Raw genomic sequence first — 24,101 nt, 5'->3', positions numbered from 1 at the left:
CTACCGCCCGACCGAGGTGGAGACGCTGCTGGGCGACCCGACCAAGGCCAAGGAGAAGCTGGGCTGGACGCCCAAGATCTCGCTGGCCGAACTGGTCAAGGAGATGGTGCTGAGCGACTACACGGCGGCCAAGCGAGACAGCCTGGTGAAGTCCGCTGGCTTCCAGGCATACGATTACCACGAATAAAGCCTCGAGCTTTCAGACAAAGAGGCTGTATGTCCGGCGTGACCCAACGGGGGGGGATATTCAAAGGGGTGTCCCACTCATTGATTGACCAGGCGATCCTGAGTGCCAGCAATTTCCTGATCGGGCTGGTGTTCATCAAGTTCGCGACCAAGCATGAGTACTATGCGTTCAGTCAGATCATTGGTTATAACGCGCTGACGCTGGCCTTGCAGGGCGCCGTGGTCAACACGACCGCTTTGACCTTGCTGCCGCAGAAGGACGACGTGAACAGGGCTGCTGCGGCCCGCGCTTTCTTTGGTCTGCAATTGGTGCTCAGCCTGTTTCTGGCCGTGGTGGGCGGGCTCGCCATCTGGGCTGTGCCCTCGTCCATTTCCATGGATGAAGTGAGTGTGAATCTGGCTTTGGGCATGGCGCTGCTGATCCTCGCCACCTGGTTGCGAGAATTCCTGCGCAATGTGCAGTTCATCAACATGCGTCCGGATCTGTGTCTGCGCAATGACCTGATCTATGTGCTGGTCCTGGTGGCAGCGATCGGAGGGCTGGTGCTGGAAGGAAGCGTCCGGGCTGATTCGATGCTGCTGCTGGTTGGTAGCGTGGGCGTTGGCACCGGCTTGCTCTGGGCCTTGGGGGCAGGCATCAAGCCTGTGGTGACATTCAGCGCCTGGCGTACCTTGTGGAAGGAAGTCTGGCCACTGGCCAGATGGTCGCTCCCCGCGGGCGTGGTGGCCTGGGCGTTTGGCAATGCCTATCTGTTGATTGGTGCCCGCATGGTGGGGCCGGAAGGTACGGCTGAAATCGTGGCGGCGAAGCTGTTCACGGCACCTTTGGGCATGTTGTTTCTGTCCTGGGCCAACATTTTCAGACCCAAGGTCAGTCAGTCCATTACCAAGGGTGAGGTGGCCAGTGTAGGGGGCTTGACCAGGCTGTCCATGATCGGTGTCGTGATCATCGTGGTTCTGTATTGCGGTGCGCTGACCTTGTCCTATCCCTACCTTGAAACCTATTTGCTCGGAGAGAAGTACAAGGGCTTGCGCGTTGACATCGCCTGGTGGGGCCTGTTCTTCCTGGCCAGCGGCATGTCAGGCGTCTGTAACGGCGTGCTGCTGGCTGGTGGGCATTTCAGGCAGTCGTTCTATGCCGCGGCCGGGAGCTCTGTTGTCAGTATCGGTTCGATGTTGTTGCTGTCCTGGATGTACGGGAAGAATGGCCTGATGGCAGGCGCTGTCATGGGTGAAGCCTGCTATGCGGGCATCCTGTTTCTGGGCATGCGGGCCATGCTCAGGAACGTGCCTGATGAGCTCAAGCGAGGGAACAGATGAAACTGATCGAAAACATGGTCTTGCCTCGCTTCTACGCGATCCCGATGTTTCTGGCGCTCAGCCTCAAGTCGGGTGCGGACGCGTTCTTCGAGGTCAATGCGGTCAAGTATCTGTACATTTTCCTGCTGGTGTTCGCCGTCTTTTTCATGCGAACCGGCCGCGGATATGACCGTGCGGTCGTTCAGAAGTCACAGGGCACATCTCAGTCCCAGTTGTGGATCTTCATCGTCGTCTACTTTTCGTTCCTGATCCTGCTGATGATCTTCGAGAACGGGTCACCTCAGGCGATTTTCAAGATCGTGAGTCCCTTTGTGTTCTTCGGGCTGGTTGTGGCAGCAGCCGATGAATCCTTGCCGTTTGCGATTGCCGTCGGGGCGGCGCTCAACATCGTGGCGAACGCGGCGTTGCTGCCATTCGAGTACGGTTGGACCTACTGGGGCGGCGTCCACACGTTCAAGGGGTTTTACCTCTTCAAGACCGACCTGGCGTACAGCCTGGCCACTTCTCTGCTTGTTTATTCGGCGTGGAACCGATTCAAGCCGACCCCCACATTCATTGTCCTGGCTGGTTTGTCCGTGGTGCAGGTTGTGCTGGCCAACTCCCGGATGAACTATCTGACACTGGCGCTCGTGCTGGTGTACATCGCGCTCAAGAATGGCGCCAAGCCGCTTTCCCTGCTGTTTTATGGCACCTTCCTGGGCGCCGCAGCTGGTGCAGTGATGTACTTCTATGACTCGTCCAAGGCGCTGGGCTTCGATACGTCCAACCTCGCGTCCTTCACACAGGGGCGCGATCGGATCGTGGAGGTGTTGTTCAAGTATGGTCTGGCGAACTACTCGCCCACCGAGTTGTTGTTCGGTCGCGGCTTGTATGCCGACCTGATCATCTACATGGAGAACATCAGTGATGGCATGCCGCACGGTGCGCACAACGATTTTCTCTATCAACTGGTCACGCAAGGCGTGTTCGGTCTGATCCTGAACGTGACGGGTTGGACGCTGGTCTACAAGATCGCCAATTCGGCGGGCAGGCGCAAATGGGCCAAGGGGCTGGCATTCGTCGGGTTCATGCTCTATATCTCGCAAGGCTTCTCTGCCACGGTGTCGTTGTACGCGTTGAAGACCTGGCCGGTCGCCACCGTCCTGCTGTTGATCTATCTTTATCCGGATCCCGTTGAGGAGGTAGAGCCGGTTGAAAGCAAGAAACCGCGTCGGTCCACTGCGGTTTCCCTTGTCTGACGAGGCGGTAGAGATGAAGAAGTTACGCTGCGTCGTTGTGACCAATGTGCCCACGCCGTACAGGCTGCCGATCTGGGACATCCTGGCCGATTCAGGTGACGTGGATCTGCACGTGGTTTATTGCGCTGGCGCCCACATCGATCCGTCAAAGGACGGCCGCTCGAGCAAGTATGGCGTGCACTTCCTGGAGGGCGAGTACACGGCATACGAGAACAGGTTTGCCCATGCCGACTGGTCCGTGACGCGCTTGCTGGATCAGCTCAAGCCTGATGTGGTGGTGACCAGCGGCTTCATCCCGACGTTTCTGTATGCCTTTGCCTGGTCGGTCTGGCGCGGTGTGCCTCATGTGGTGATGACGGATGGCACGCTGGAATCCGAGCAGGGCCTCAGTTGGGTGCACCGCCTGGTGCGCCGTGTCGTGTTTGCCAGAACCAGGGCTTTCATCGGGGCCTGTCTGGCAGGCAGGGATCTGTTTGCGAGCTATGGCGTGCGCAAGGACAGCATCTTCGTCTCGCCACTTTGCATCGACAACGATCATTTCGGGCGGCACGGCGCCATGCCTCGGCCCTACGACTTCCTGTATTGCGGCCGCTATATCGAGCGCAAGAATCCGCTTTTTGCCTTGCGGGTCGCCAAGGGCGTGGCAGAGCGCCTGGGACGCAAGGTCACGTTCCGATGTGTGGGCAAAGGTGCCATGGAGCCCGAGTTGAGGCAGCTGGCTCAGGAACTGGCGCCCTGGGTGGATGTTTCCTTTACGGGCTACAAATCGCAAGAGGAACTGCCACTGGAATACGCCTCCTCGAAGATATTCATGTTCCCAACGACCATGGAGCCGTGGGGCGTGGTGGTGAACGAGGCCTGCGCCGCCGGTACGCCAACCGTGTCCACACCGCATACCGGGGTGGCGGGCGAGTTGATCATTGACGGCGTCAGCGGTTTCATCTGCGAGCTGGATGAAGGCAGCTGGGTGGCTCGTTGCGCCACGCTCCTTTCTGACGGTGAGGTCTGGACGCGCTGCTCGGACGGCGCGAAGGCTCAAGTGAAGAACTACACATTTGCCCATGCGGCGACCGGGTTTCTGAATGCCGTTCGCTTTGCAGCAGCAGGAGGCAAGGGGAGCCCCCGATGAAGACGGACAAGCCATTCATCATCATGGCATCGCTGATGCGCCTGGAGGGCGCTACGGGCGTGCAGACCCACATGCGCGAGTTCGCCTCCTATCTGGCGCAACAAGGCGTGGCGCATGCGGTGGCCACGCCATTTCAGGGGCCGCTGCTGCCGCTCCTGTATGCCTTCATTGCCTTGCGGCGCGTGCTGGAATACGTATGGAAACCTGGCGCGGTCTGGTTGTACCGCAACGGTCATGCCTTCTTGCTGCGCCAGTACTTGCGCCAGCTCATGCGTGAGCACGGGCGCTGCGTCGTCTATGCACAGTGCCCGCTGTCGTCTTCGGTCGCGCTCGACTGCGTGACGGGGCCCGCGCAAAAGGTGGTGCAGGTGATCCACTTCAATGGATCACAGGCGGATGAGTGGATCGGCAAAGGCATGATCGCCCGGGGCGGCCCCATCGATCAGGGCATTCGCAAGCTCGAATCGGCTGTGATGTCGCGCGTGGATGGTCTGGTCTATGTGTCCCTGTTCATGCAGGACGAGCTGCGCAAGACCATGCCTGGCTTGGGCAAGGTACGGTCTGCCGTGATCCCCAATTTCGTGGCGCCCCTGGGTGCCGAGGTGATGCGCCCGGATCTGGCGGGGCGAGACCTCGTGGCCATCGGTACGCTGGAGCCGCGCAAGAACCAGAGCTTCCTGCTCAAGGTGCTCGGCGAAGCAAGCCGTCGCGGGCACAAGCTGACACTGACCCTGGTGGGCGATGGACCTGATCGTGTCGCTCTGGAGCGACTGGCGGACGAGCAGGGTGTGCGTGCGCAAGTGAATTTCGAGGGATTCCATCCGCGCGGACGTTTGTTCATCCCCGGGCACAAGCTGTGTGTGCATGCCGCGCAGATGGAAAACCTGCCTCTGGTGTTGATCGAGGCCCTGTCTGCCGGGGTGCCCGTGGTGGCCGCTCGTGTGGGCGGTATCGGGGAAATCTTCAGAGAAGGCGTGGAAGGCCGGTTCTGGCCACTCGATGACGTGGGCAAAGCCTGTGATGTACTGCTGGCGGTACTGTGTGATCGGGATGCGTTGTCGCGCATGAGTGACGCGGCGGCAACGAGATTCCGTGAGCATTTTGAATCTTCGACCGTGGCCTCGCGTTTGCTGCAATTTCTGATGGCCTCATGATGTCAAATTGAGCGTTGCCTGATCTTTGAAGGGTCCTATGAGCATGCTGGCCAGAGTCGCGTTGTCGTGTTTTCTGATCCTGGGTGCAGGGATGCCTCATGCGATGGCAGCGGATGCGCCCTCCAGTGCCGCTGCAGGCAATCTCCTGAGGGATGGTATTTTTGAAGGCGGCACATCACAGCTTGGGGGGTGCCGTGGGGTGCAGGGGCGTCTGCCCATGGCCTGGAGCGACAACTCCTGCTGGAATGCGGCCAGCAGCCTTGTCTATGACGTTGATGGCGTGCTGGCCCACAGTGGCGGGCACAGCGTGAAGGTCTCGCTCAGGAGCGGCTTGTTCCAGCTGGTACAGCCTGTGACCTTGCCGCCTGACTGGCGTTTTACCCTGGGGGTGTGGGTGCGCGCGGCCGCCCCCATGATGATCAAGATATCGCTGCGTCAGGCCGGCGCGCCCTATGCGGATTACGGCTCCAGGCTGGTGCGCGCGACCGATCAGTGGACCTATGTGAGCGTGGACGCGTTCTCGCACGGCTTGTCCGAGCCGGATGCGCGCCAGGCACTGTTCATCGTGGGCAGCGCGACACCGGGTACGGTCTGGCTGGATGATGCGGTCATGACGGGCGCGCGCAGTAACCTGGGCCTGCCGACCGCTGCGGTGCCGAGGCAGTATTTCGGTACGCATGTCCTGCACAACGACAACCTGGCCGATGCCTTCGAGGATTCCAATGCGGGTTCGATGCGTGTCTGGGACAGCGAGCGTTCCCAGTGGCATGCCGTGCAGCGCAAGCGGCCTGTCGCAGGCAAGAGCAGCAAGTACGAATGGGGCTCGCTGGATCAGCGTGTCAAGGCAGCAGACAGCGCCAAGGCGGACGTGCTGATGGTGCTGGGTGGCTATGCGCCGGCCTGGGCTTCGCTGGATGAAGACGCGCAAGACGACGAGCCAGCATCGCGCTGCTACCGTTGTGACGAGCATCCGCGCAGGATGAGCGAGTGGCAAGGCTGGGTCAAGGACATTGCCACGCGTTACAGCGGCAAGTCGATGAAGTACTGGGAGGTCTGGAACGAGCCTTACTTCAACGCTAACCATGACTGGTGCCCGAGTCGGGATGGGTGTGCTTCCGGCCTGGGGTCCGGTTATCGTGGCTCGCCCGAGCAGTTGCTGCAACTGCAGAACGAGGCCGCCCGTGTGCTCAAGAGCGTCAATCCCGATGCCAAGGTCGTCTCTGCCGGCATCAGTTATCAGCATCGTGACTACCTGGATTACTTCCTCAAATTGGGCGGCGCCAGGAGCGCGGATGTCATCGGCTATCACCTCTACCTGGAGGGCGGCTACCCGGAGATGATGATGTCCCACGTGTTGGGCATCCGCGCGCTGATGCGAGATCACGGTGCGAGCGACAAGCCTTTGTGGAGCACGGAAACAGGGATCGGCCAGATTGATGTGGGCATTGACCCCGCGTGCCGGGCGGCGCAGGCAGCTGGCTTGCCTCAGCCCCGGATCAGCGAACTGAACGCCGCCTACCTGGCCAGGTTCATGGTGGTGGGGTGGGCCTCCGGTCTGGGGCGGGTCTATCAGTACGCGTGGGATGACCAGCATGGCTGGCCCAGTTCACCCACCCGGATACGCCCAGGCACCAATCTCTCGGTGGCTGTCAATGCCAGTGGCAAAGCCTTCTATCAAGTGTCAGCCTGGATGACGGGGCGGCGCATGAGCGACCTGGACCGCGTCAGTGATGGTGGCGTGTGGAAGGCTGCCATGACTGACTCGGCTGGGGGTGTTTCCTACATCGCATGGCATCCTGCCAGGACCCGTGAGCGTCCCGCCCAGATGACGGTACCTGCGGGTGTGAGCAAGCGGTGTGATCTGACGGGGCAGTGCACAGCCATCAAGCCCGGTGATTCGGTGTCGGTGGATTTCAGCCCGATCTTCCTGACGAACTGACAGCCACTGCAAGGCGGCGTGCAGTGGTTCAGCGCAGACGCTTCAGGATGGGTTGTTCGACCCTTGTGTAGAACAACCAGGCGCAGAAGACGCAGGTGGCCATGGCCGCCAGACCGATGTACTGCGCGGCATGTGGGTTGCCGCTGTTTTGCCAGCGTGCGCTGATTTTGAGTACGGCCAGGATGATCGGGATGTGGATCAGGTAGAGGCCGAAGCTCCAGTCTCCCAGATGCTTGCCCCAGCGCTTCAAGGTCTGCAGCCAGGCTTGCGTGCCGGGCTGACCATGCCGCTCCCAGGCTGAGGAGCCCAGGCAGATCAGGCTGAAGCCGATGCCGAACTGCAGTACCCGGGCGGCGCCCGTCGCATCATTGTCTGCCGGATAGAGGGCATGGGTCACGAAGATCCAGACCAGGCCGCAGGCCACGGCTGCCAGGGCCAGCGGGCGTTTGAAGTGCTGGTGAGTCAGGAAGATGGCGATCCCGAACACGAATTCCCAGTGCAGTGGTGACAGCAGGAACTGGATCGGATAGCGCGTGTCATGCACCGCCAGCGAGGTCAGCAACAAGGCGGCAGCACAGGCCAGGGTGGTGCGAGGCCATATCAGCCACAAGGCACCGAAGGCGTAGAACAGGATTTCGTGATGCAGTGTCCAGGCCACGCCAATGACGGGCGCACTGTGCCCCGACGGCAGCAAGCCCAGGGCGAGCACCCATTCCCAAGGTGCAAAGCCCGATAGCGAGTGCCGCAATGGTGGCAAGGCCGCGCTGACCAGCAAGGTGAGCCCGAATACCACCCAGAAGGGCAGGTAGACGCGGATGAAGCGCCTGTAGACGAACTGCCCGGCTGCGGGCCCTTGGCTCAGCGTCATCGCGATGATGAAGCCGCTGAGCACGAAGAAGAAGTCGACCCCGATCCAGCCGATGTCGAGCAGCCCGTTGAGGAAGGCTGCCTGCCCCGATTCGGCTTGCGTCAGAGCGAGCTTGCCGGAGGTGTGGTGCCCCACGACCAGCAACGAGGCGATGCCTCGCCCGATCTGCAGTCCGATGTATTGTGGTGGCCGTTCAGCGCGTGGGCGCTCAGAACTCATTGACGATGGCGCCAATCAGTTTGGCCGAACTCATTTGAACGGTCTTGACCAACTGGTTCAGGCTGTCCATGCGGCTCTTGTTCTGACGCGAGACCACCAGTGCCGCACCTGCGCGAGCCGCGATGACGGCGCCATCGGTACCCAGGGAGGAGGCCGGGGTGTCGATCACGATGCGGTCGAACTTTGTCTTGAGCTCGCGGATGAGCAGATCGAAAGCGGGGCGCTCCAGCAGTTCCAGCGGGTTGGGGGGCGTGGGCCCCACAGGCAGGATGTAAAGGTTGGGCAACTCCTTGACGGGCTGAATCACCTTCGAGGCCGTGCGACCGGAGAGGATCGACGACAGGCCACCGTTGCGATCGGTCAGGCCGAACAGTTCGTGGATGCGCGGTGTGCGCATGTCCGCGTCGATCAGCAAGGTGCGACCGGGCAGCTGCGAGAAGGCCGCAGCGAGGTTGGCGGCAAAGTAGGTCTTGCCGTCGCCACTGTCAGGGCTGAGCACAGCCAGGGCGGGGCGAGGACCGTCGCTGCTGTAGACCTTCATGATCAGGTGGCTGCGAATCGTGCGGAAGGCTTCGGCTTGCTCGGTGAAGGGGCTGGTCGCCACCACGAGTTCGGGGTTGAGCTTGTTCTTGCCTTCTGATGCATACGGGTAGTGAAACTGTTGGGCCAGGGCCCACATCACGTCATCCGCATTGGCCAGGCCCAGTGCCACCGCAGCTTCACCGAAGCGAACACCGTTGTTGCGCTGGTACTGCAGGATCTGCTCGATCTGTTCGGTCGAGAGGTTGTTGGCTTCACTGATGAGGTCGCCAATGGAGCGCTCGGGTGGAATCGGCTGGGTATCCTTGAATTCCAGGTGCTCCTCCGACGATGCAAATCGCGAGGGATGGAAGGAGTGCTGCGCCATGTGCTTGTCTTTGCTCGACATAGTTCGACTTACTGTTGTGCGGGTACAGATACAACAGCCGTTTGACTATTGCTGGCGGATCCAATGCGTAGCAGGCGCTTTTTCTTTTCCTTGGAGTTGGGTGCGGGCAGCAGGCCAATCACCGACAGATCCAGCGCTTGAACGATATCCAGGGGGCCGCGAACGCGACGGTCAAACAGCTCGACACCCATGGCGGTCATCAGCGCCAGCAAGGTCCCGAGCACGATGGACACGGCAACGTTGAGGATCAGACGAGGTGAGGTCGGGGTGGTGGGCTCGGTGGCGCTGCTCAGCATGTAGATGCCGGATTGATTGACATGGCTTTCCATGCTGGTCTGGTTGAGGCGCTCCTGGATGGAGTCGTAGACACGTTGAGCGGTTTCGACTTCACGCTCCAGCACGGACAGCTCGGCGCGGGCATCCTTGAGTTTCAGAACGCGTTGACGCTGTGCTTCGAACTGAGCTTCCGCTTCAGTCAGGCGGGTTTGCGCCATGCGGTCGTCGATGCGCGCGCTGCCTGTCAGGCGACGCGTTTCGGACTGGATGCGGTCACGCAGCGAGGCCACATTGGCCTTGGTTTCCACCACGGCGGGGTAGGCATCGCCGAAACGCTCATTCATTTCGCGCAGGCGTGCTTCCTGGCGAGCCAGGTCAGCCTTCAGGCCGACCAGTAGCGAATTGTTGAGCACTTCGCGCATCTGATCGGGGTTGTTGCCTGACTGGTTGGAGCGCGTACCTGTTTCGGTCCGCAGCGACCGCAGAGCGGTGACCTGTGCAGACAGATCGGCCAGGCGTGCGCTTTCGACGTCCAGGCGTTCTTCGGTGGCGATGATGCCCTTGGCGCGTTGTGCCTCAGTCAGGCGCGAGCGCGCCTTTTCCAGTTTTTCACGAGCCAGTCGGGTGCGTTCTTCGAAGAAGTCAGCGTACTGCCGAGCAGGATCGATCTTGATCTGCACGGTGGAGTCGATGTAGGCCTTGGCATAGGCGTTGGCCAGGGTGGATGCAAAGGCAGGCGATGCGCCTTCGTAGGTAATCTGGATCACGCTGGATTCACGCGAGGGCTTGATTTCCAGTCCGCGCTGGATCAGGTCTGCAAGCCAGGCGGTGTAATCACCTTGCTGGTTGGTGGCCTTGATCCACCGCTGACGCATTTCCGACGATTCGGTGAGGCGCAGGTCGCGCACCACGCGCTGGGATACGTTGGGGCTCTTGATCAGGTCAACCTGGGTGGCCAGGTAGGTCATCGCGAACGCACCGGGCGTGGCGAGTGCCGAAACCGGATCGGGGCGTACATCGGCCATCACGGAAGCGGTGGCTGAGTAGGACTTGGGCAGGATCAGGCTGACAGCGAGGGTGCCGATGACAGAGACGGCCAGGATGGTGCAGGCGAGAATCCACCTGGCTCGGATAATGCGCAGAAATTGATTGAATGTCATACCGGCTTTGGGTCACCTGAAATTGATCAAGCGTGATTCGCTGTAGCAAACGGTGTAAGTTGCAGCCAGGGGGCCTGGTTCGCAGGCCACCCTGGTCAAGTGGGTTACTTCAGACCAGACAGGCCCTTGCTCAGTGCATTGGCATCCAGACCGCCAGAAGCGGCTTCGGAAGCAGCAGGGGCGGCGACTGGCGATGCTTCGGACGCCGCTGCAGCAGCACCCGACGCGGCCTTCTCGGCAAACTTGCCGATGTATTCGATCTTGGCAGCGGCGCGCAGGCTCTTGAGTTCCTTCTGGGCAAACTCACGGCGGCGCTCGACCGTCAGGTATTGCTCGATAGCGGGCTTGGCCTGGTCGAACGTGACAGGCTGGCTCTTGCTGGCCACGACCAGCAGGGCCTTGAAGCCGTCCTTGGCCGTGATGTAGAGCGCTTCACCGTCGCCCACCTTGCTCAGCGGCTCGATGATGCCCAGAGGCAGGCTTTCTGCAGCCTGGGTGGATTGGTTGGCCGTGAACTTCACGCCGCTGGCCTTGAGGACCTCGGCAAACTCGTTGGCCGTCTTGGTGGCCTTCAGTTTGGCCATCAGATCCTTGGCTACGTCACCTGCAGCAGGCACGGTGAATTCTTGCAGGGCGTAGACCTTGCGCTGCGCGAACAGGGCGGGCTTGCTGTCGAAGTACTTGCGCACTTCATCGGAAGAGGGGGTGCCTGCGCCAGCGGCGGCAGCCTTTTCAACATAGGCGCGCGCCAGGATGCTGCGGCGGGTGGCATCCAGCAGGGCCACGATCTGAGGATCACGGTCCAGCTTCTGGTCTTCGGCCTTGGCCACGGCCAGTTGCTGGTCGATCAGGCCTTCGAGGGCCTGGCGGCTGGCGGCTTCAGCCTGCTCGGGCTTGAGGCCTTGCTGGCGCTCCAGCAGTTGATTGATCTGGTGAACGGTGATTTCCTCGCCGTTGACGCGGGCCGCCGCCTGGCTGGCCTTGCCTTCGTGTTTGGACTTGTCGCCACAGCCGGCGATCACCAGGGCAGAGGCAATGACAACGGGCATCAGCGCCATCATGCGGATGGAGCGTTGACGGGTGATGGCTTGCAGGCGGGTTTGCATGGTTGAACTGTTGGGTTGTTTCAATTGGTTATGCATGAGGCCGTGTTTTCGGCACTTGTGCAAGATCTTGTAGCGTCACCGAAGTTCCCGGGGGTTTTCTCGGGGCGCTCAAATGAGTGTACGTCTCCCACGTGTCAGTCTTTTCACACTGGGGAGTCGGTTGGTAACAGAAGCGAACAAACAAATGAAGGCGGCCGAAAGGGCGCCGCTCAAATGAGCCCAGGGGGCCACATTTATATCCGAGCCTGGGGGTTTGATCAGGGCGTGCTGCCAGGGGTTTTCCATGAGGATTTTCAATATCAGGCCTGCAGCCAGCAGATAACCCATGATTCGATGGCTTCTGGTGTCTGAATTGCCGAGCTGGTGGAGCGCGATGACGCCGACGCCGGCGTGTAATACCCCTGACAGACCTATATAAGTATGGAGAGGCTGGCCCAGCATGCCGATTTGTGTCGCCGGCCAGGCCAGGAACCAGATCAGTGCGGATTGGACCGATACACGGGCGGACCACCCCATGGCGGCAATCAAGGCCAGGGCGCCCAGGTTGCGATAGAGATGCTGGGCGCTGCCATGCAGCCAGGCCGCCGTCCACCAGGCCCAGGCGGGCTGATGCAGGCCCCGGTCAGGGTGAAGGGCGAGCTGCTGTGCCCAGCTCGGCCAACTGGCGACGGGCTGATCCAGCGGGACCCATCCCATGCAGGCCGATGGCAAACCCAGGAGCAGGCTCAGTGCGAGCCAGAGCCAGGCGCCGTGTCGGATGTCGGCCTGAGGGGTGGCGGTGCTCACGCTGACGGGAAGACGGCTCGCCAGAGCGCCAGCACGGCGTCACGAGGCGTCTGCAAGCTCGGCATCTGCGCCAGTTCGAACCGGGTCGGAGCGTCATCGAGGCGAGCCCGGTGCTGGATGCGGCGCAGTTCCCGGTAGGCCTGCCCTGCAGCGTGTCCGACACCGGCCGGCAGGAGTCCGGCTTGCTCTGCGCGATCGAGCAGGGCGATGTTGCCCTTGTTGTCCAGCAGTTCGGGGTGCAGGCGGCTGTAGGCCAGGATGAGGAACTGCACGGCGAATTCCACATCGATCATGCCACCGGGGCTGTGCTTGATATCGAATTCGGCAGGCGGGCAGGCATGGGCTTCGCGCATGCGTTCGCGCATGGCGGTGACTTCTTCGCGCAAGGCGGCCGGGTCACGCTCGGCGCTGAGCACGGCGCGGCGGGTGGTCTCGAAGCGTTCGGCCAGGGCCGGTTCACCGGCGCACCAGCGGGCGCGGGTCAGGGCCTGGTGTTCCCAGGTCCAGGCGGTGTTGCTGCCGCGTTGGCGCTGGTAGTCGTCAAACGAGTGGAAGCTGGTCACCAGCAGGCCGGAGTTGCCGTTGGGGCGCAAGGCGGTGTCGATGTCGAACAACTCGCCGGCCGAGGTGCGCAGCGTCAGCCAGGTGATGAGCTTGCGGGCGAACAGCAGGTAGGCGTCGATGGGGCCGGCGGTGTCCGGGCCGGCATCGGCGGGTTGCTGGTCCTGGGTGTCGTCGTACAGGAAGACGACGTCGAGGTCGCTGCCATAACCCAGTTCCAGACCGCCCAGCTTGCCGTAGGCGATGACGGCGAAGTGCGGCTGACGGCCCACGGCATACGCACCTTGCTTGCCTGGGCGCTGCTGCAGGTGGCCCCAGGCCCACTGGATGATGGTGTTGAGGGTGGCGTCGGCCAGGGCGGAGAGGTCGTCGGCGACCTGCTCCACGGTGAGTTGCCCTTCGACGTCGCGCACCAGGGTGCGGAAGATCTCGGCGTGGTGGGCGCGGCGCAAGGTGTCGAGCAGGGCCTCTTCGTCGGCCTGGCCGGCGCGCGTCCAGGCGTTGTGGCGTTCGTTGAGCTCTTTCTGGTAGCCGACGGGGTCAAAGCGTCCCTCCATCAGGCGCGGGTCGGCGAGTTCGTCGATCACGCCCGGGTGGCGCAGCAGGTAGCGCATCGGCCATTTGGCCAGGCCCAACAGGCGCAGCAGGCGGTTGAGTACCTCGGGGCGTTCCGCCAGAAGGGAGAGGTAGCTGTCGCGACGCAGCAGCGGGTTGAGCCATTCGATGAAGCGCAGGACGGCATCCGGGCCCAGGCAGTCGGAGGCATCAGGCTGCAGGCCTTTGCTGTCCTTGCCGTAGGCGGCCATCGTGGCGCGGCCTATCAGTTTGGCCAGACGCAGCTTGGCGGCGTCCGACAACATGGCCACTTTGGGTTGTGCGGCGAACTCGCGGACTTTGCTGCACACGGGTTCGGGCAGCTTGGCCAGGAATTCGTCGCTGTCTACCGGCAGAGGTGGGCCGCCGCAGGTTCTGCAGCCACCGTCGCCCGAAGCGCCAGGGCCACGGCCGTCGTGCAGCAAGGCATCGAATTCGGTGGCAACCAGCTCCCGCACGCTGCACAGGGCGTCCAGCAACTGGCAGGTGCCCGTGTGGCAGTCCGGGTTGATGGGTGTGCCGCGTTCGCGGCCTTGCAGACCCAGGCTGTCGGCGATCCAGGCCAGATCCCGGTCTTCAGTGGGCAGCAGATGGGTTTGCTGATCGTCGAGGAACTGGATGCGGTGCTCGATGCGGCGCAGAAAGATGTAGGCCTGCGCCAGCCATTTGGCCGTGGCATTGGGGATCAGGCCGCGTGCTGCCAGGCGGGGCAGGGCCTTGAGCGTGGAGCGGGTGCGGATTTCCGGGAACTGCCCGCCGCGCACCACCTGCAGCAGTTGCACCGTGAATTCGATTTCACGGATGCCGCCGCGTGAGAGCTTGACGTCGTTGGCGCGCTCGGGGCGACCGGCAGCACGGCGGTTGGCCTCGTCGCGGATCTTGCGGTGCAGCTGGCGCAGGCCTTCGAAGACGCCGTAATCCAGGTAGCGGCGGAACACGAAGGGCATGACGATGTCGCGCAGATCCAGCGCGCGCTTGTGGTGCTCGCCGCCAGGCATGGCGCGGCGTGGCGCGATGATGCGGCTCTTGAGCCAGGCAAAGCGCTCCCACTCGCGGCCCTGCACCAGGAAATACTCTTCCAGCATGCTCAGGCTGACCACCGAGGGGCCGGAGTTGCCGTTGGGGCGCAAGGCCAGATCCACGCGGAAGACGAAGCCATCCTCGGTGGTGTCGCCGATCAGGGTGGACAGGCGGCGTGCCACCAGGGTGAAGTATTCGTGTACGGTGACGCGGCCCTTGATGATGCCGATGTCGTCGTTCAGGCCGGCGGTGTGGCCGTCTTCTTCGTAGACGTAGATCAGGTCGATGTCGGACGAGACATTGAGTTCGCGCCCGCCCAGCTTGCCCATGCCCACGACCCACATGTCGATGCGCCGGCCTTGCTCGTTGAGCGGGGCGCCGTGCTTCGCGTCGGCCTCGGCCTCGGCGGCACGCAAGGCGTAATCCAGGGTGACTTCAGCCAGCTCCGTCATGGTGGCCGTGATGTCCAGCATGGCGGAACCCTGTTCGACATCCAGCACCACCAGGCGTTCCATCACGAGCTGGCGGGCTACACGCAGGGCGGCACCGAGCTCCCGGCCCTGGGCCAGCAGGTGGTCGATGAGCGCGCTGATCTCAGCCGTGCGGGGCTGTCCGGGCGCGGTCTCGGCAAAAGCGGCCAGTTCGGCTGGATAGCGCCTGCGGATACGTTGAACGTATCGCGAGTGCTCGGCTTGTGCCGTTGTCTTTACAGCGTCAAATGGGAAATCAAACATGGAACCAAAGGGCCGACGTGGTGGTCTGTGCTAGGGTTATCGGTTGTCGATCCCTGATGCTGTACCTCATTGCGATGGTAGGGCACCAGAGTGGCCTGAAATGTAGGTGGTTCGACTGATGCAACCCTTCTTTCATGTCCTTGCCCCCCGAATCGTCCAACCAGCGCCAGGCCGGCACCAGAACCAGCCAGCGCGGCATCCTGCGAGCTTCTGCCTTGACCTTGGGTCGGGTTGGGCGTCGGGTCGTCATGGGTCTGTCCATTCTGGCCGGCGTGCTGCTGTTGCTGGCGGCGCTGGCCTGGGGTGTCTTGCTGCTGCAGATTCTGCCCCGTATTGATTCATGGCGTTTTGATCTGGCTGAGCAGGCCACGCAAGCAATAGGGGTGCCTGTTCGCATCGGCAAGGTCGTCGGGCGTGCCGATGGTATCTGGCCCACCTTGTCCTTGCGTGAGGTTCAACTTCTGGACGCAGCCGGCCGGGTGGCCCTGCGTTTGCCCGAGGTCACGGCCCGGGTGTCCTTGTCGACCTTGTCACCTCGCGCGCTGGCGGATGGCGAGTTGCGGCTGGACAGGCTGGTGATCGTCGGGCCTGAGCTGGACGTGCGGCGCGATACCGCAGGCCAATGGCATGTGGCGGGGCTCAAGATCGCGTCTTCGGGTGGTCAGGGTGGTTCTGCGGCCGCAGACTGGGTGCTGTCGCAAGCCCGCATCCAGATTCAACAGGGCACGATCCGCTGGACCGACGAGCTCATCGGTGCGCCGACCCTGGCTTTGAAGCAGCTGGATCTTGTCTTGCGCAACAGGCCGGGGCTGGGGCGGCGCCTGCATGAATTGACGGTGTCTGCCACGCCGCCGGCCGAGTTCGGGCAGCGCTTCAAGGTGTCGGCTTCGATGTCGCAGCCCTTGTGGCTGGCTTCTGGTGTTCCGGTCAAGGACGGCGAATCGGTACCCATCTGGCAGCGCTGGGAGCTGGATGCCACGCGGCCCAGCCAGTGGCAGACCTGGTCGGGTTCGGTCAGCGCAACCTTGCCCTTCGTGGACGTACAGCGCCTCAAGCAACATGTGAAGTTGCCCGTCGATGTGGAGGGCGGTCGGGGCGCAGCGCAGGCTACATTGGATCTGACCAAGGGCTTGCCAAGCGGCCTGAAGCTGGATGTGGCCATGCAGGATGTCAATGTTCGCCTGGCTCGTGGGCTGGCGCCCCTGGCGTTCAGGCATCTGGATGGGCAGGTGGCCGTGTCGCACGAGTCCGAATCGTCTGCGCTGTCTTTCCAGAAGCTGTCCTTCCAGCTCAGCGATGGCCTGGTCTGGCCGGCCAGCAGTGGCAGTCTGGTCTGGCGGCATGGGCCCTGGCCCGAGGCCTTGTCGGACGCCGTGTGGGGCCTGACACGAGGGGGCGAGGCGCAGGCCGATCGCCTGGATCTGAACCTGCTGGCGCGGCTGGTGGACCGCCTGCCGCTGGCACCCAAGCTGCGCGCGACCCTGGCCGATATCGCGCCGCATGGTGTGGTCGAGCAGTTGCAGTGGAACTGGGAAGGCTTGCTGGAGTCGCCGACGCGCTACAAGGCCAGCGGCAGGGTTCGCGGCCTGGGCTGGGCCTCATCCGACGTGGACAGCCGCCCCGGCATGGAGCAGGCCACCGTCAGCTTGAGCGCCGATGAAAACGGCGGGCATGCCGATCTGGACGTGAAGCAGGGCTGGATCGCCTTCCCCGGCGTGTTCGAGGAGCCGCGCATCCCGCTCAACGCCCTGCAGGCCAAGGTGTCCTGGACGATCACGCCGGCGCGCGTCAAAGGGCAGGCCGCCGAGTTGAAGGTCGACGTGAGCGAGGCCACCTTTGCCAACGCCGATGCCAGCGGGCAGCTGGAAGGCCACTGGCGCACGGGGTCCGGCGTGTCGGCCATCGATGGCAAACCTGTGTCGCGCTTCCCGGGCGTCTTGAGCCTGACCGGGCGGCTGGACCGCGCAGACGCATCCAAGGTCTGGCGTTACCTGCCACTGGCCATCCCGAAGGCGCCGCGCGATTACGTGCGCCTGGCACTGCGCAGTGGTCAGGGCGAGAAGGTGTCCTTTGACGTGGAGGGGGATCTCAATGAGTTCCCCTTCAAGGACGACCAGGGCGGGCGCTTCCGTGTCAAGGTGCCCATGCGCAACGTCTCGCTGGATTACGTGCCTCAGGGCTTGATGGGCACGCAGGCGGACGCCCGGCAGGTGAGTTGGCCACCTTTCACGTCGCTGGAGGGGCTGTTGTTGTTCGAGGGGCAGCGCCTGCTCATCAAGGAAGCCAAGGGTCGCCTGGGCGGTGTGGGATCAGGCGCTTTCGGCTTGCGTGATGTCGAAGGCCGCATCGATGACCTGGGCCACCAGGACCCGCACCTGACCATCAAGGGCCAGGGCGAAGGGCCGCTCAACGACATGCTGCGATTCCTGTCGGCGTCACCGATCGGTCGCTGGACGAGCAATGTGCTCGGCGCGGCGCAGTCCAAGGGCACGGCTGCGATGCGCCTGTCGCTGGACATCCCGCTGGATCATGCCGATGACACGCGCCTGCAAGGCACGGTCACGATGCTGGAGCGCGATGGCGCCAGCCTCCGCCTGAATCCGTCCGTGCCCCTGTTTGCCGCGTTGCAGGGCACCATTGGTTTCACGGAAACCGATCTGAATGTGAAGGCCAAAGCCCGCGTGTGGGGGCACGCCGTGGACGTGGATGGCCGTCGGACATCCGATGGCGTGACTCGGTTCGTGGCGCAGGGCAGCATGTCGGCGGAAGGGCTGCGGCAGGCTGTCGAGATCCCCTTTCTGCAGAAGCTGGCGCAGCGCTTCAACGGTGAGTCGCCCGTCACGGTCAATGTGACGATGGGCAAGCTGGATGCGCTGGGCAAGCGCGCCCTGCCCGAAGTGCAGATCACCTCGAACCTGCAGGGCATGGCCACCAACCTGCCTGCGCCCTTGAACAAGCCCGCATCGTCCGTCTGGCCCTTGAAGGTCACTCACCGGCAGGAGGACGCCCAAGGGCTCAGCGATGCCATCGTGGTGGACCTGGGCAATCCGCAGACCTTGCAGATGACCTCCAACGCCGTGCCGTGGTTGCGAGTTGATTTGCGGCGCGATACCAGTGGGGATCAGGCGCGGGTCACACGGGGCCTGATCAGCCTTGTGCAAGCGGGTTTGAGCGATGCGACCGGCTTGCAGGCCCTGCCTGCCAAGGGTGTGGCGGCTCAGATCGCGATTCCGGCACTGGATCTGGATGCCTGGTCCGGCGTGGCGGGTTTGTTCAAGTCGCCTGAACCGGTGAGGGGGGCTGGGGCGGATGCGTCCGAGAGCTATCTGCCTGACAGCGTCACGGTGAAGACGTCTGCGCTGACCTTCCAGCAGCGCACCTTGAAGGATGTCTCCGGGACCCTGGCGCATCCTTCTGCAGGCGTGTGGCGTGCGCAACTGGACGCCCAGCAGGTGGCGGGCCTGATCGAATGGGTGCCTGAAGTGGCGCCTGTCGCGGGCGGGGCGGGTGGCAGCCGTGTGGTGGCCAGGTTGTCCCGGCTGTCGGTGCCGGCTGCCGAAGCCCAGGCGCTGGAGGAGCGTGCGGCCGAGCAGATGTTGTCCCCCGAGGCGGCATCAGGCAGCATGCCGGCGCTGGATGTGGTCATCGATCAACTGGAGTGGCGCGGCTTGCCGCTGGGTCGCCTGGAGGTGGAGGCTGTCAATCGTCAGGTTCCGGTGGCGGGTGCGGCGCCAGTGCCGGAGTGGCGCATGACGAAGCTGCGCATGAGTTCGCCAGAGGCACAACTGAACGCCAGTGGCAACTGGACCGTCCTGGGCGCGCAAAGTGCGGCCCGCCGCCCGGGCGTCAAACTCAAGCCACGATCGGCTTTCAGCTTCACGCTGGATCTGCAGAACAGCGGTGGCCTGCTGACCCGACTCGGGCTGCCGCAGACCATCAAGGGCGGCAAGGGCAAGCTCACCGGGCAGGTGAGCTGGCTGGGAGCCCCCATGGAGCCAGATCCTTTGTCGATGACGGGGGACATCAATGTGCAGATCAGCGAAGGCCAGTTCCTCAAGGTTGATCCGGGCATGGCCAAGCTGCTGGGCGTGCTCAGTCTGCAATCCTTGCCGCGACGCCTGACGCTGGACTTCCGCGATGTCTTCCAGCAGGGCTTCGCCTTCGACAGCATCGATGGCGACGTCAAGATCGGGCAAGGGCAGGCGACCACGCGCAATTTGCGCATGCGTGGCGTGCAGGCGGTCGTGCTGATGGAAGGGCAGGCCGATCTGGCGCATGAAACCCAGAACCTGCACGTGTACGTGGTGCCCGAGGTCAATGCGGGCGGCGCCTCGCTGGCCTATGCGGCCATCAATCCTGTCATCGGCCTGGGTACCTTCATCGCGCAGGTGTTGCTGCGCAAGCAGGTTTCCGATGCCGGCACGCAGGAGTTCCGCGTGACGGGGCCCTGGGCTGATCCGCAAGTCGAGAAGGTCGGTGGCAAGGGGGCGCTGGCTGCATCGGCGCCAGATGGTGGTGTGGCCTCAAGCGGTGCCACGGTGTCGCCTGCACCTGTGCCAGCGGTGACGCCGCCAGCATCCGTCACAAAGCCCCGAAAACCTTCTTGAGCAGGGCGCTGCCGGTTCCAACCGGGTCCTTGCGAATGCGGCGTTCTTCTTCGCCGATGACGAAGTACAAGGCGTCCAGCGCCTTTTGCGTCACGTGATCCTGGACCGTCACCATATCGCCCTGCACCAGGCCCAGCTTGCTGGCTTTGCCAGCCAGATCGTTGTATTGCCGCGTGATGGTGAGCTTGTCCAGGGTCTTGCTGACCACGGGCAGGAACTTCTGCCCCAGCGGCGTGCGCGTCCTGCTGGTGAAGTAATCGGTGACGGCGTTGTCACCGCCTTGAATGATGCGTTGCGCGTCCTGGACCGTCATGCCTTTGATGGCTTGCACCAGCAGGGGTTGCGCCAGCGCCACGGCGCTTTCTGCACCATGGTTCATGGCGGTGACCAACTCATCCAGTTGGGCGCCACGTCCGACCGTGCGCAGAATGGGGGCCGCTTTTTCGAGCACGTCGGGCAGGCCGATGCGCACCTTGTCGTTGGCCAGAAAGCCGTCAGTTGCGCCCAGTTGCCTGACGGCCACCTGGGCGCCGCGCTCCAGCGCGGCACGCAAGGCAGAGCTGGCGTCGGCCTGGCTGAACAGGGCGGCCCACCCCGTCGAGGGCAGGGCTTCCAGTGCAATCAGCCCCACGCAGGAGGCCCATGCCGACGACAATACGGTACGACGATTCATTTTTTTCCTCAGATCTTTCCCGTGGTGACCAAGATGCGCTTGATCCGCCGAATACTGACACTGCTGCTGCCCCTCTTGCTGGCAGCCTGCTTCTCTGGCGCCCAACAGGCCGCGCCCAATCTACCCTTCACGCAACTCGATGGCAGCCAGCACTCCCTCGCCGAACTCAAGGGCAAGGTCACGCTGGTCAACTTCTGGGCGACCAGTTGCAGCACCTGTGTCAAGGAAATGCCGCAGATGGTTGACACCTACAAGAAGTTTCAGGGGCAAGGCCTGGAAACACTGGCCATTGCCATGGAGTATGACCCGCCTGCATACGTGATGCAGTTTGCGCAGACGCGTCAATTGCCTTTTCGCGTGGCCATCGACCATTCCGGCGACCTCGCCAAGGGCTTTGGTGAGGTTCAGCTGACGCCGACCACGTTCGTGGTCAACAAGAAGGGCGTGATCGTCAAACGCTACGTCGGTGAGCCTGATTTTGCGGCTTTGCACAGTCTTCTGGCGCAATTGCTGGCAGAAGCGGCCTGATCAGACGTGATTGGCCCCATGTGGGCCACAAGGGTGTGCCTGGGAGGCTACAGCACGCGCGACAGTTCGTAGACCAGTGCCGAGGGCAGGGCGTTGGCGATGCCTTCGCAGCCTACGCGGGCCATGCCGGTGGCGCTGATGGACGAGATGTCGAAGGTCTTGCCGTCCTTGGTCAGTTCGATGAAGACGAACTCGGGCACTTCCTGGCGGATGCCGCTGACCAACTGGTCAAACGAGCCGGTGCGAAGTTCGCTTTCGAACACGATCGCGTGGGGCAGGCCCTCCCGGCAGAATTCGGCGGCCTCTCGCACCGAGCCCACGAAGTCCAGCACCAGCCCCATGGACTTGAGCGCCTCGCGAATCTGCAGGCGCAGATCACGGCGTGAGGCGATCACCAGCACGTGGCTGCCGGCCAGCGGCTTGGAGTTCACCGAATCGGCAAAGCCGTGGTTGTCTGCCTGGGTTTCGTCTTCCAGCCGATTGGGGGCAATGGTGCCGGGGAATTCCAGATGCAGCTGAACCCGGGAGGGGTCGATCTGTCGGTCCATGACCAGGCCCAGCGTGCGTGCTGTCTGGGCCAGCAGGTGCCAGTGCATCGTGTTGATGCGGGCCTGGCGGGCCTCGGCATTGGGCGGCAGCTCATCGAGTGCGTGATGCTGGAAGGTGCAGGTCAATTGCGCCCGGACGGGCCAGTTGCGCGTGTCCACCCGCATGTCAACCGTGCCGTGGGCGCAATCCAGCAGCCAGTCCACCAGGGCATTGAGCAGGCCGAACAGCATGGACGCATCGGCCTGAATCTCGATGGGCAACAAGGCCTGCTTGAGCTGAAGGCCCTTGGCATGCATTTCACGCGCCCGATAGGCCAGCACGCTTTGAATCGTGTTCGTGAGGTGCACGCGCTCCTGAGATTGGCGGATCCGGCCTGAGGCGAGCCGGGATATCTGCTGGCACCAGATGCCCGCCTGGCGGGCACGGTCCACCTCGTCGCGCAGGGCGCGCAGGCCTGCCCGGTCGATGCGACCGGTGGTGGTCAAGGTGGTGACGCGTTCCAGTGCGGCGGTCAGCGGTTCGGCGAGTTCACGGCCGACTTGCCCCAGCAGTTCCTGCCATCGTGCCAGTTCGGCGTCGTCCGGGTCACCCTCCCTTTGTGCGAGCAGCTCGGAAGGCTGTGCGTTGGGCGGGGTGGCGGGTACGGCGTTCATGGTCGGGGATTTTTGATACTGTCGCAGTCTTGTCTTTGCGTCGAAGGGTTGTCCATCCCGCGCATGGGTGAGTGGGGAACTCCTTTGCATAATGAGCAAATGTTCAGAATTTCTTCAGGTGTGCGTGTGGCGGCCGGGCTTCAGTTGGCCGTCGTGCTGGCGTGCAGCTGGCTGGCGTCAGCCTGTTCGCCTTCCTTGAACTGGCGTGATGTTCGCCCCGCGTCTGCCGAGGGCTTGCAGGCGCAGTTCCCCTGCAAGCCGGACGTGCATTCCCGCGAGATCGCCTGGCCCGGCATGTCAGCGCCTGTGACGATGCGCATGCTGTCCTGCCAGACCGATGAGGGCACCTGGGCCCTGAGCTACCTCACGCTGCCTGATGCGGCGATGGTTCCCGGAGCCTTGAACGAACTGGGCGCGATGATGCGGCGAAACCTGGGGGCTGCAGCGCAAATGGCCGGCCAGGCCTCCGCCGTGACCGAGAAGGATCTGGGGGCGATCCAGGTGCCCCATATGACCCCCATGCCGCAGGCGCATGGCTGGCAATTTCAGGCTCGGCGCCCCGATGGCCTGGGGCGACCTCTGGATATGGACATTCGGACGTGGCATTTTTCCCACGGAATGACGGTTTTCCAGGCCTCCGTGTGGCGCCCGCAGGTGGTGATCAAGGGGCAAACCAGTGAAGATGTGGCGGATGCTTTTTTCCGCGGGCTCCAATTTCCCGGCTGAGATGCCGATAATCCAAGCTGTATGGCTGGCCTCTTCATCATTGCGCACGCACCACTGGCTTCAGCCCTGAAGCTGGCGGCGCAGCATTGCTTTCCCGAGGCCGCGCAATCACTGCAGGCCCTGGACGTGCCCCCCAATCTGCCACCCGACGAGGTCGAGGCACAGGCTCGCCTGCTGCTGGCCGTGGCGCTGGAGGGTGATGCGCGTGGCGAAGCCCTGGTTCTGACCGACGTGTTTGGCGCCACACCCTGCAATTGTGTGCAGCGCCTGGCTGACGGTGTGCACGTCAAGGTCGTCACCGGGGCCAACGTCCCGATGCTCTGGCGTGCCTTGAATTACGCCGGAGAGCCCCTGGAGACCCTGATCACCCGTGCGGTGGCTGGCGGGACGCAGGGGGTCATGCAGATTGCCACCAGCCGACCCCACAACCAGGTCAGCCAACCCACCTCACATGATCAAGACCACCGTCACCATCAGCAATAAGCTGGGCCTGCACGCGCGTGCTTCTGCCAAATTGACCAAGCTGGCCAGCAGTTTTCCCTGCGAGGTTCACATGAGCCGCAATGACCGCCGCGTGAACGCCAAGAGCATCATGGGCGTGATGATGCTGGCCGCCGGTCTGGGCGCCACTGTGGAGCTCGAATGCGACGGTGCGCGTGAGGAAGACGCCACCAAGGCCTTGCTGGCCCTGATCAACGACAAGTTCGGTGAGGGCGAGTAAACCCTAGCTTTTGCGCCCCTTCATTCGGGCGGTATCCCGCCGATGTTGGGAAGGGGTGTGACATTTTGTGTCGCAACTTGGAGACAGCCCTGGCCCACGATGGTGCCATGCAGGGCAAAGTAGGTGTCCCAATTCGGGACAGTGGGCCCAGAGCCCACAAGAAAATATTCGCTTGTCAGTCTGAAAGTTTCAAGGAGTCGTGATGGCCCGCCACAGCAATCGTTTTGTTTCTGCTTCTGCCTGCATGAAGGTGTCTGCACTGGCCCTGGCTTTGGCTGGTGCAACGCAGGCGCTGGCTGCCGAGAATGGTCTGCAGCGCTACTCGCCTGGTGTGGGGGGCAGTGACATGACCACGCCGCTGGTGCCTGGCTGGTACGTGCAGATGCCGATCGTGGCGTATCACGCCAACAAGCTCAAGGGCAACGA

General features: G+C 63.0%; 21 protein-coding genes. 12 read left to right on the top strand and 9 right to left on the bottom strand.

What is annotated here, in order from left to right:
- The 6 genes from VFW93_RS03325 to VFW93_RS03300 form a co-directional block, all read left to right on the top strand.
- On the top strand, window positions 1-187 hold a 187-nt coding region (locus tag VFW93_RS03325), incomplete at its 5' end, for a GDP-mannose 4,6-dehydratase (protein ID WP_329692567.1).
- Window positions 188-255: 68 nt separating this feature from the next.
- Window positions 256-1,506 (top strand): hypothetical protein, encoded by a 1,251-nt coding sequence (locus VFW93_RS03320; protein ID WP_329692566.1) that lies wholly within the window; start codon window positions 256-258, stop codon window positions 1,504-1,506.
- Window positions 1,503-2,744 carry a hypothetical protein gene (locus VFW93_RS03315; RefSeq protein ID WP_329692565.1) on the top strand — a complete coding sequence of 414 codons (1,242 nt, stop codon included), beginning with the start codon at window positions 1,503-1,505 and terminating at the stop codon, window positions 2,742-2,744. Before VFW93_RS03320 ends, VFW93_RS03315 begins: the two co-directional genes overlap by 4 nt.
- Window positions 2,745-2,757: 13 nt before the next feature.
- Window positions 2,758-3,873: a glycosyltransferase family 4 protein gene (locus VFW93_RS03310; protein WP_329692564.1), complete on the top strand. Its 1,116-nt coding sequence runs from the start codon at window positions 2,758-2,760 to the stop codon at window positions 3,871-3,873.
- Window positions 3,870-5,027, top strand: a complete 1,158-nt coding sequence (locus VFW93_RS03305; protein WP_329692563.1) for a glycosyltransferase family 4 protein — start codon at window positions 3,870-3,872, stop codon at window positions 5,025-5,027. The genes VFW93_RS03310 and VFW93_RS03305 overlap by 4 nt, the downstream gene beginning before the upstream one ends.
- A gap of 217 nt (window positions 5,028-5,244) precedes the next feature.
- Window positions 5,245-6,966, top strand: coding sequence for a hypothetical protein (locus VFW93_RS03300; protein ID WP_329692562.1), 1,722 nt, complete (start codon window positions 5,245-5,247; stop codon window positions 6,964-6,966).
- A 28-nt stretch (window positions 6,967-6,994) separates the two neighbouring features.
- On the opposite strand, the gene VFW93_RS03295 is transcribed toward VFW93_RS03300, so the two are convergent.
- The 6 genes from VFW93_RS03295 to glnE all read right to left on the bottom strand — a co-directional run bounded on the left by VFW93_RS03295 (window position 6,995) and on the right by glnE (window position 15,218).
- A complete protein-coding gene (locus VFW93_RS03295) occupies window positions 6,995-8,053 on the bottom strand; it encodes an acyltransferase (RefSeq protein WP_329692561.1) in 1,059 nt (352 codons plus the stop codon).
- Window positions 8,043-8,960 carry a polysaccharide biosynthesis tyrosine autokinase gene (locus VFW93_RS03290; protein ID WP_329692560.1) on the bottom strand — a complete coding sequence of 306 codons (918 nt, stop codon included), beginning with the start codon at window positions 8,958-8,960 and terminating at the stop codon, window positions 8,043-8,045. The genes VFW93_RS03295 and VFW93_RS03290 overlap by 11 nt, the downstream gene beginning before the upstream one ends.
- A 29-nt stretch (window positions 8,961-8,989) precedes the next feature.
- Window positions 8,990-10,417: a chain length determinant protein EpsF gene (gene epsF / locus VFW93_RS03285; protein ID WP_329692559.1), complete on the bottom strand. Its 1,428-nt coding sequence runs from the start codon at window positions 10,415-10,417 to the stop codon at window positions 8,990-8,992.
- Between the two features lie 104 nt (window positions 10,418-10,521).
- A complete protein-coding gene (locus VFW93_RS03280; protein WP_329692558.1) occupies window positions 10,522-11,523 on the bottom strand; it encodes an EpsD family peptidyl-prolyl cis-trans isomerase in 1,002 nt (333 codons plus the stop codon).
- Window positions 11,524-11,631: 108 nt separating this feature from the next.
- On the bottom strand, window positions 11,632-12,309 hold the full coding sequence (locus tag VFW93_RS03275) for a rhomboid family intramembrane serine protease (protein WP_329692557.1): 678 nt from the start codon (window positions 12,307-12,309) through the stop codon (window positions 11,632-11,634).
- The gene (glnE, locus tag VFW93_RS03270) at window positions 12,306-15,218 is read right to left on the bottom strand and encodes a bifunctional [glutamate--ammonia ligase]-adenylyl-L-tyrosine phosphorylase/[glutamate--ammonia-ligase] adenylyltransferase (RefSeq protein WP_329692556.1); all 2,913 of its coding nucleotides are present in this window, start codon (window positions 15,216-15,218) and stop codon (window positions 12,306-12,308) included. The genes VFW93_RS03275 and glnE overlap by 4 nt, the downstream gene beginning before the upstream one ends.
- Before the next feature lie 134 nt (window positions 15,219-15,352).
- Between glnE and VFW93_RS03265 the strand changes: the two genes are divergently transcribed.
- Entirely contained in the window at window positions 15,353-19,825 is a 4,473-nt protein-coding gene (locus tag VFW93_RS03265) for a YhdP family protein (protein ID WP_329692555.1), read from the top strand.
- Here the strand turns inward: VFW93_RS03265 and VFW93_RS03260 are convergent.
- Window positions 19,800-20,498: a DUF4197 domain-containing protein gene (locus tag VFW93_RS03260; protein ID WP_329692554.1), complete on the bottom strand. Its 699-nt coding sequence runs from the start codon at window positions 20,496-20,498 to the stop codon at window positions 19,800-19,802. The two genes, VFW93_RS03265 and VFW93_RS03260, sit on opposite strands and share 26 nt — an antisense overlap.
- A 33-nt stretch (window positions 20,499-20,531) precedes the next feature.
- On the opposite strand from VFW93_RS03260, the gene VFW93_RS03255 reads away from it, so the two are divergent.
- Complete coding sequence (locus VFW93_RS03255) at window positions 20,532-21,026, top strand: TlpA disulfide reductase family protein (RefSeq protein ID WP_329692553.1); 495 nt, start codon at window positions 20,532-20,534, stop codon at window positions 21,024-21,026.
- A gap of 47 nt (window positions 21,027-21,073) precedes the next feature.
- Here the strand turns inward: VFW93_RS03255 and VFW93_RS03250 are convergent, their stop codons facing one another.
- Window positions 21,074-22,228: a hypothetical protein gene (locus VFW93_RS03250; protein ID WP_329692552.1), complete on the bottom strand. Its 1,155-nt coding sequence runs from the start codon at window positions 22,226-22,228 to the stop codon at window positions 21,074-21,076.
- A 140-nt stretch (window positions 22,229-22,368) separates the two neighbouring features.
- Window positions 22,369-22,548 (bottom strand): hypothetical protein, encoded by a 180-nt coding sequence (locus tag VFW93_RS03245; protein WP_329692551.1) that lies wholly within the window; start codon window positions 22,546-22,548, stop codon window positions 22,369-22,371.
- Here VFW93_RS03245 and VFW93_RS03240 point away from each other — a divergent pair.
- The 4 genes from VFW93_RS03240 to VFW93_RS03225 form a co-directional block, all read left to right on the top strand.
- Window positions 22,541-22,954, top strand: a complete 414-nt coding sequence (locus tag VFW93_RS03240; protein ID WP_329692550.1) for a hypothetical protein — start codon at window positions 22,541-22,543, stop codon at window positions 22,952-22,954. The genes VFW93_RS03245 and VFW93_RS03240 overlap by 8 nt on opposite strands.
- A 21-nt stretch (window positions 22,955-22,975) precedes the next feature.
- Window positions 22,976-23,437 (top strand): PTS fructose transporter subunit IIA, encoded by a 462-nt coding sequence (locus VFW93_RS03235; RefSeq protein WP_329692549.1) that lies wholly within the window; start codon window positions 22,976-22,978, stop codon window positions 23,435-23,437.
- On the top strand, window positions 23,406-23,675 hold the full coding sequence (locus VFW93_RS03230; protein WP_329692548.1) for an HPr family phosphocarrier protein: 270 nt from the start codon (window positions 23,406-23,408) through the stop codon (window positions 23,673-23,675). The genes VFW93_RS03235 and VFW93_RS03230 overlap by 32 nt, the downstream gene beginning before the upstream one ends.
- 202 nt (window positions 23,676-23,877) lie before the next feature.
- A partial coding sequence (locus VFW93_RS03225; RefSeq protein ID WP_329692547.1) for a hypothetical protein occupies window positions 23,878-24,101 on the top strand: 224 nt, incomplete at its 3' end.

It is taken from the genome of Aquabacterium sp. (assembly GCF_036279675.1).
GTDB lineage: Bacteria > Pseudomonadota > Gammaproteobacteria > Burkholderiales > Burkholderiaceae_C > Aquabacterium.
The sequence above is the reverse complement of the archived record's forward strand: the minus strand, read 5'-3'. Positions and strand labels throughout refer to the sequence as shown.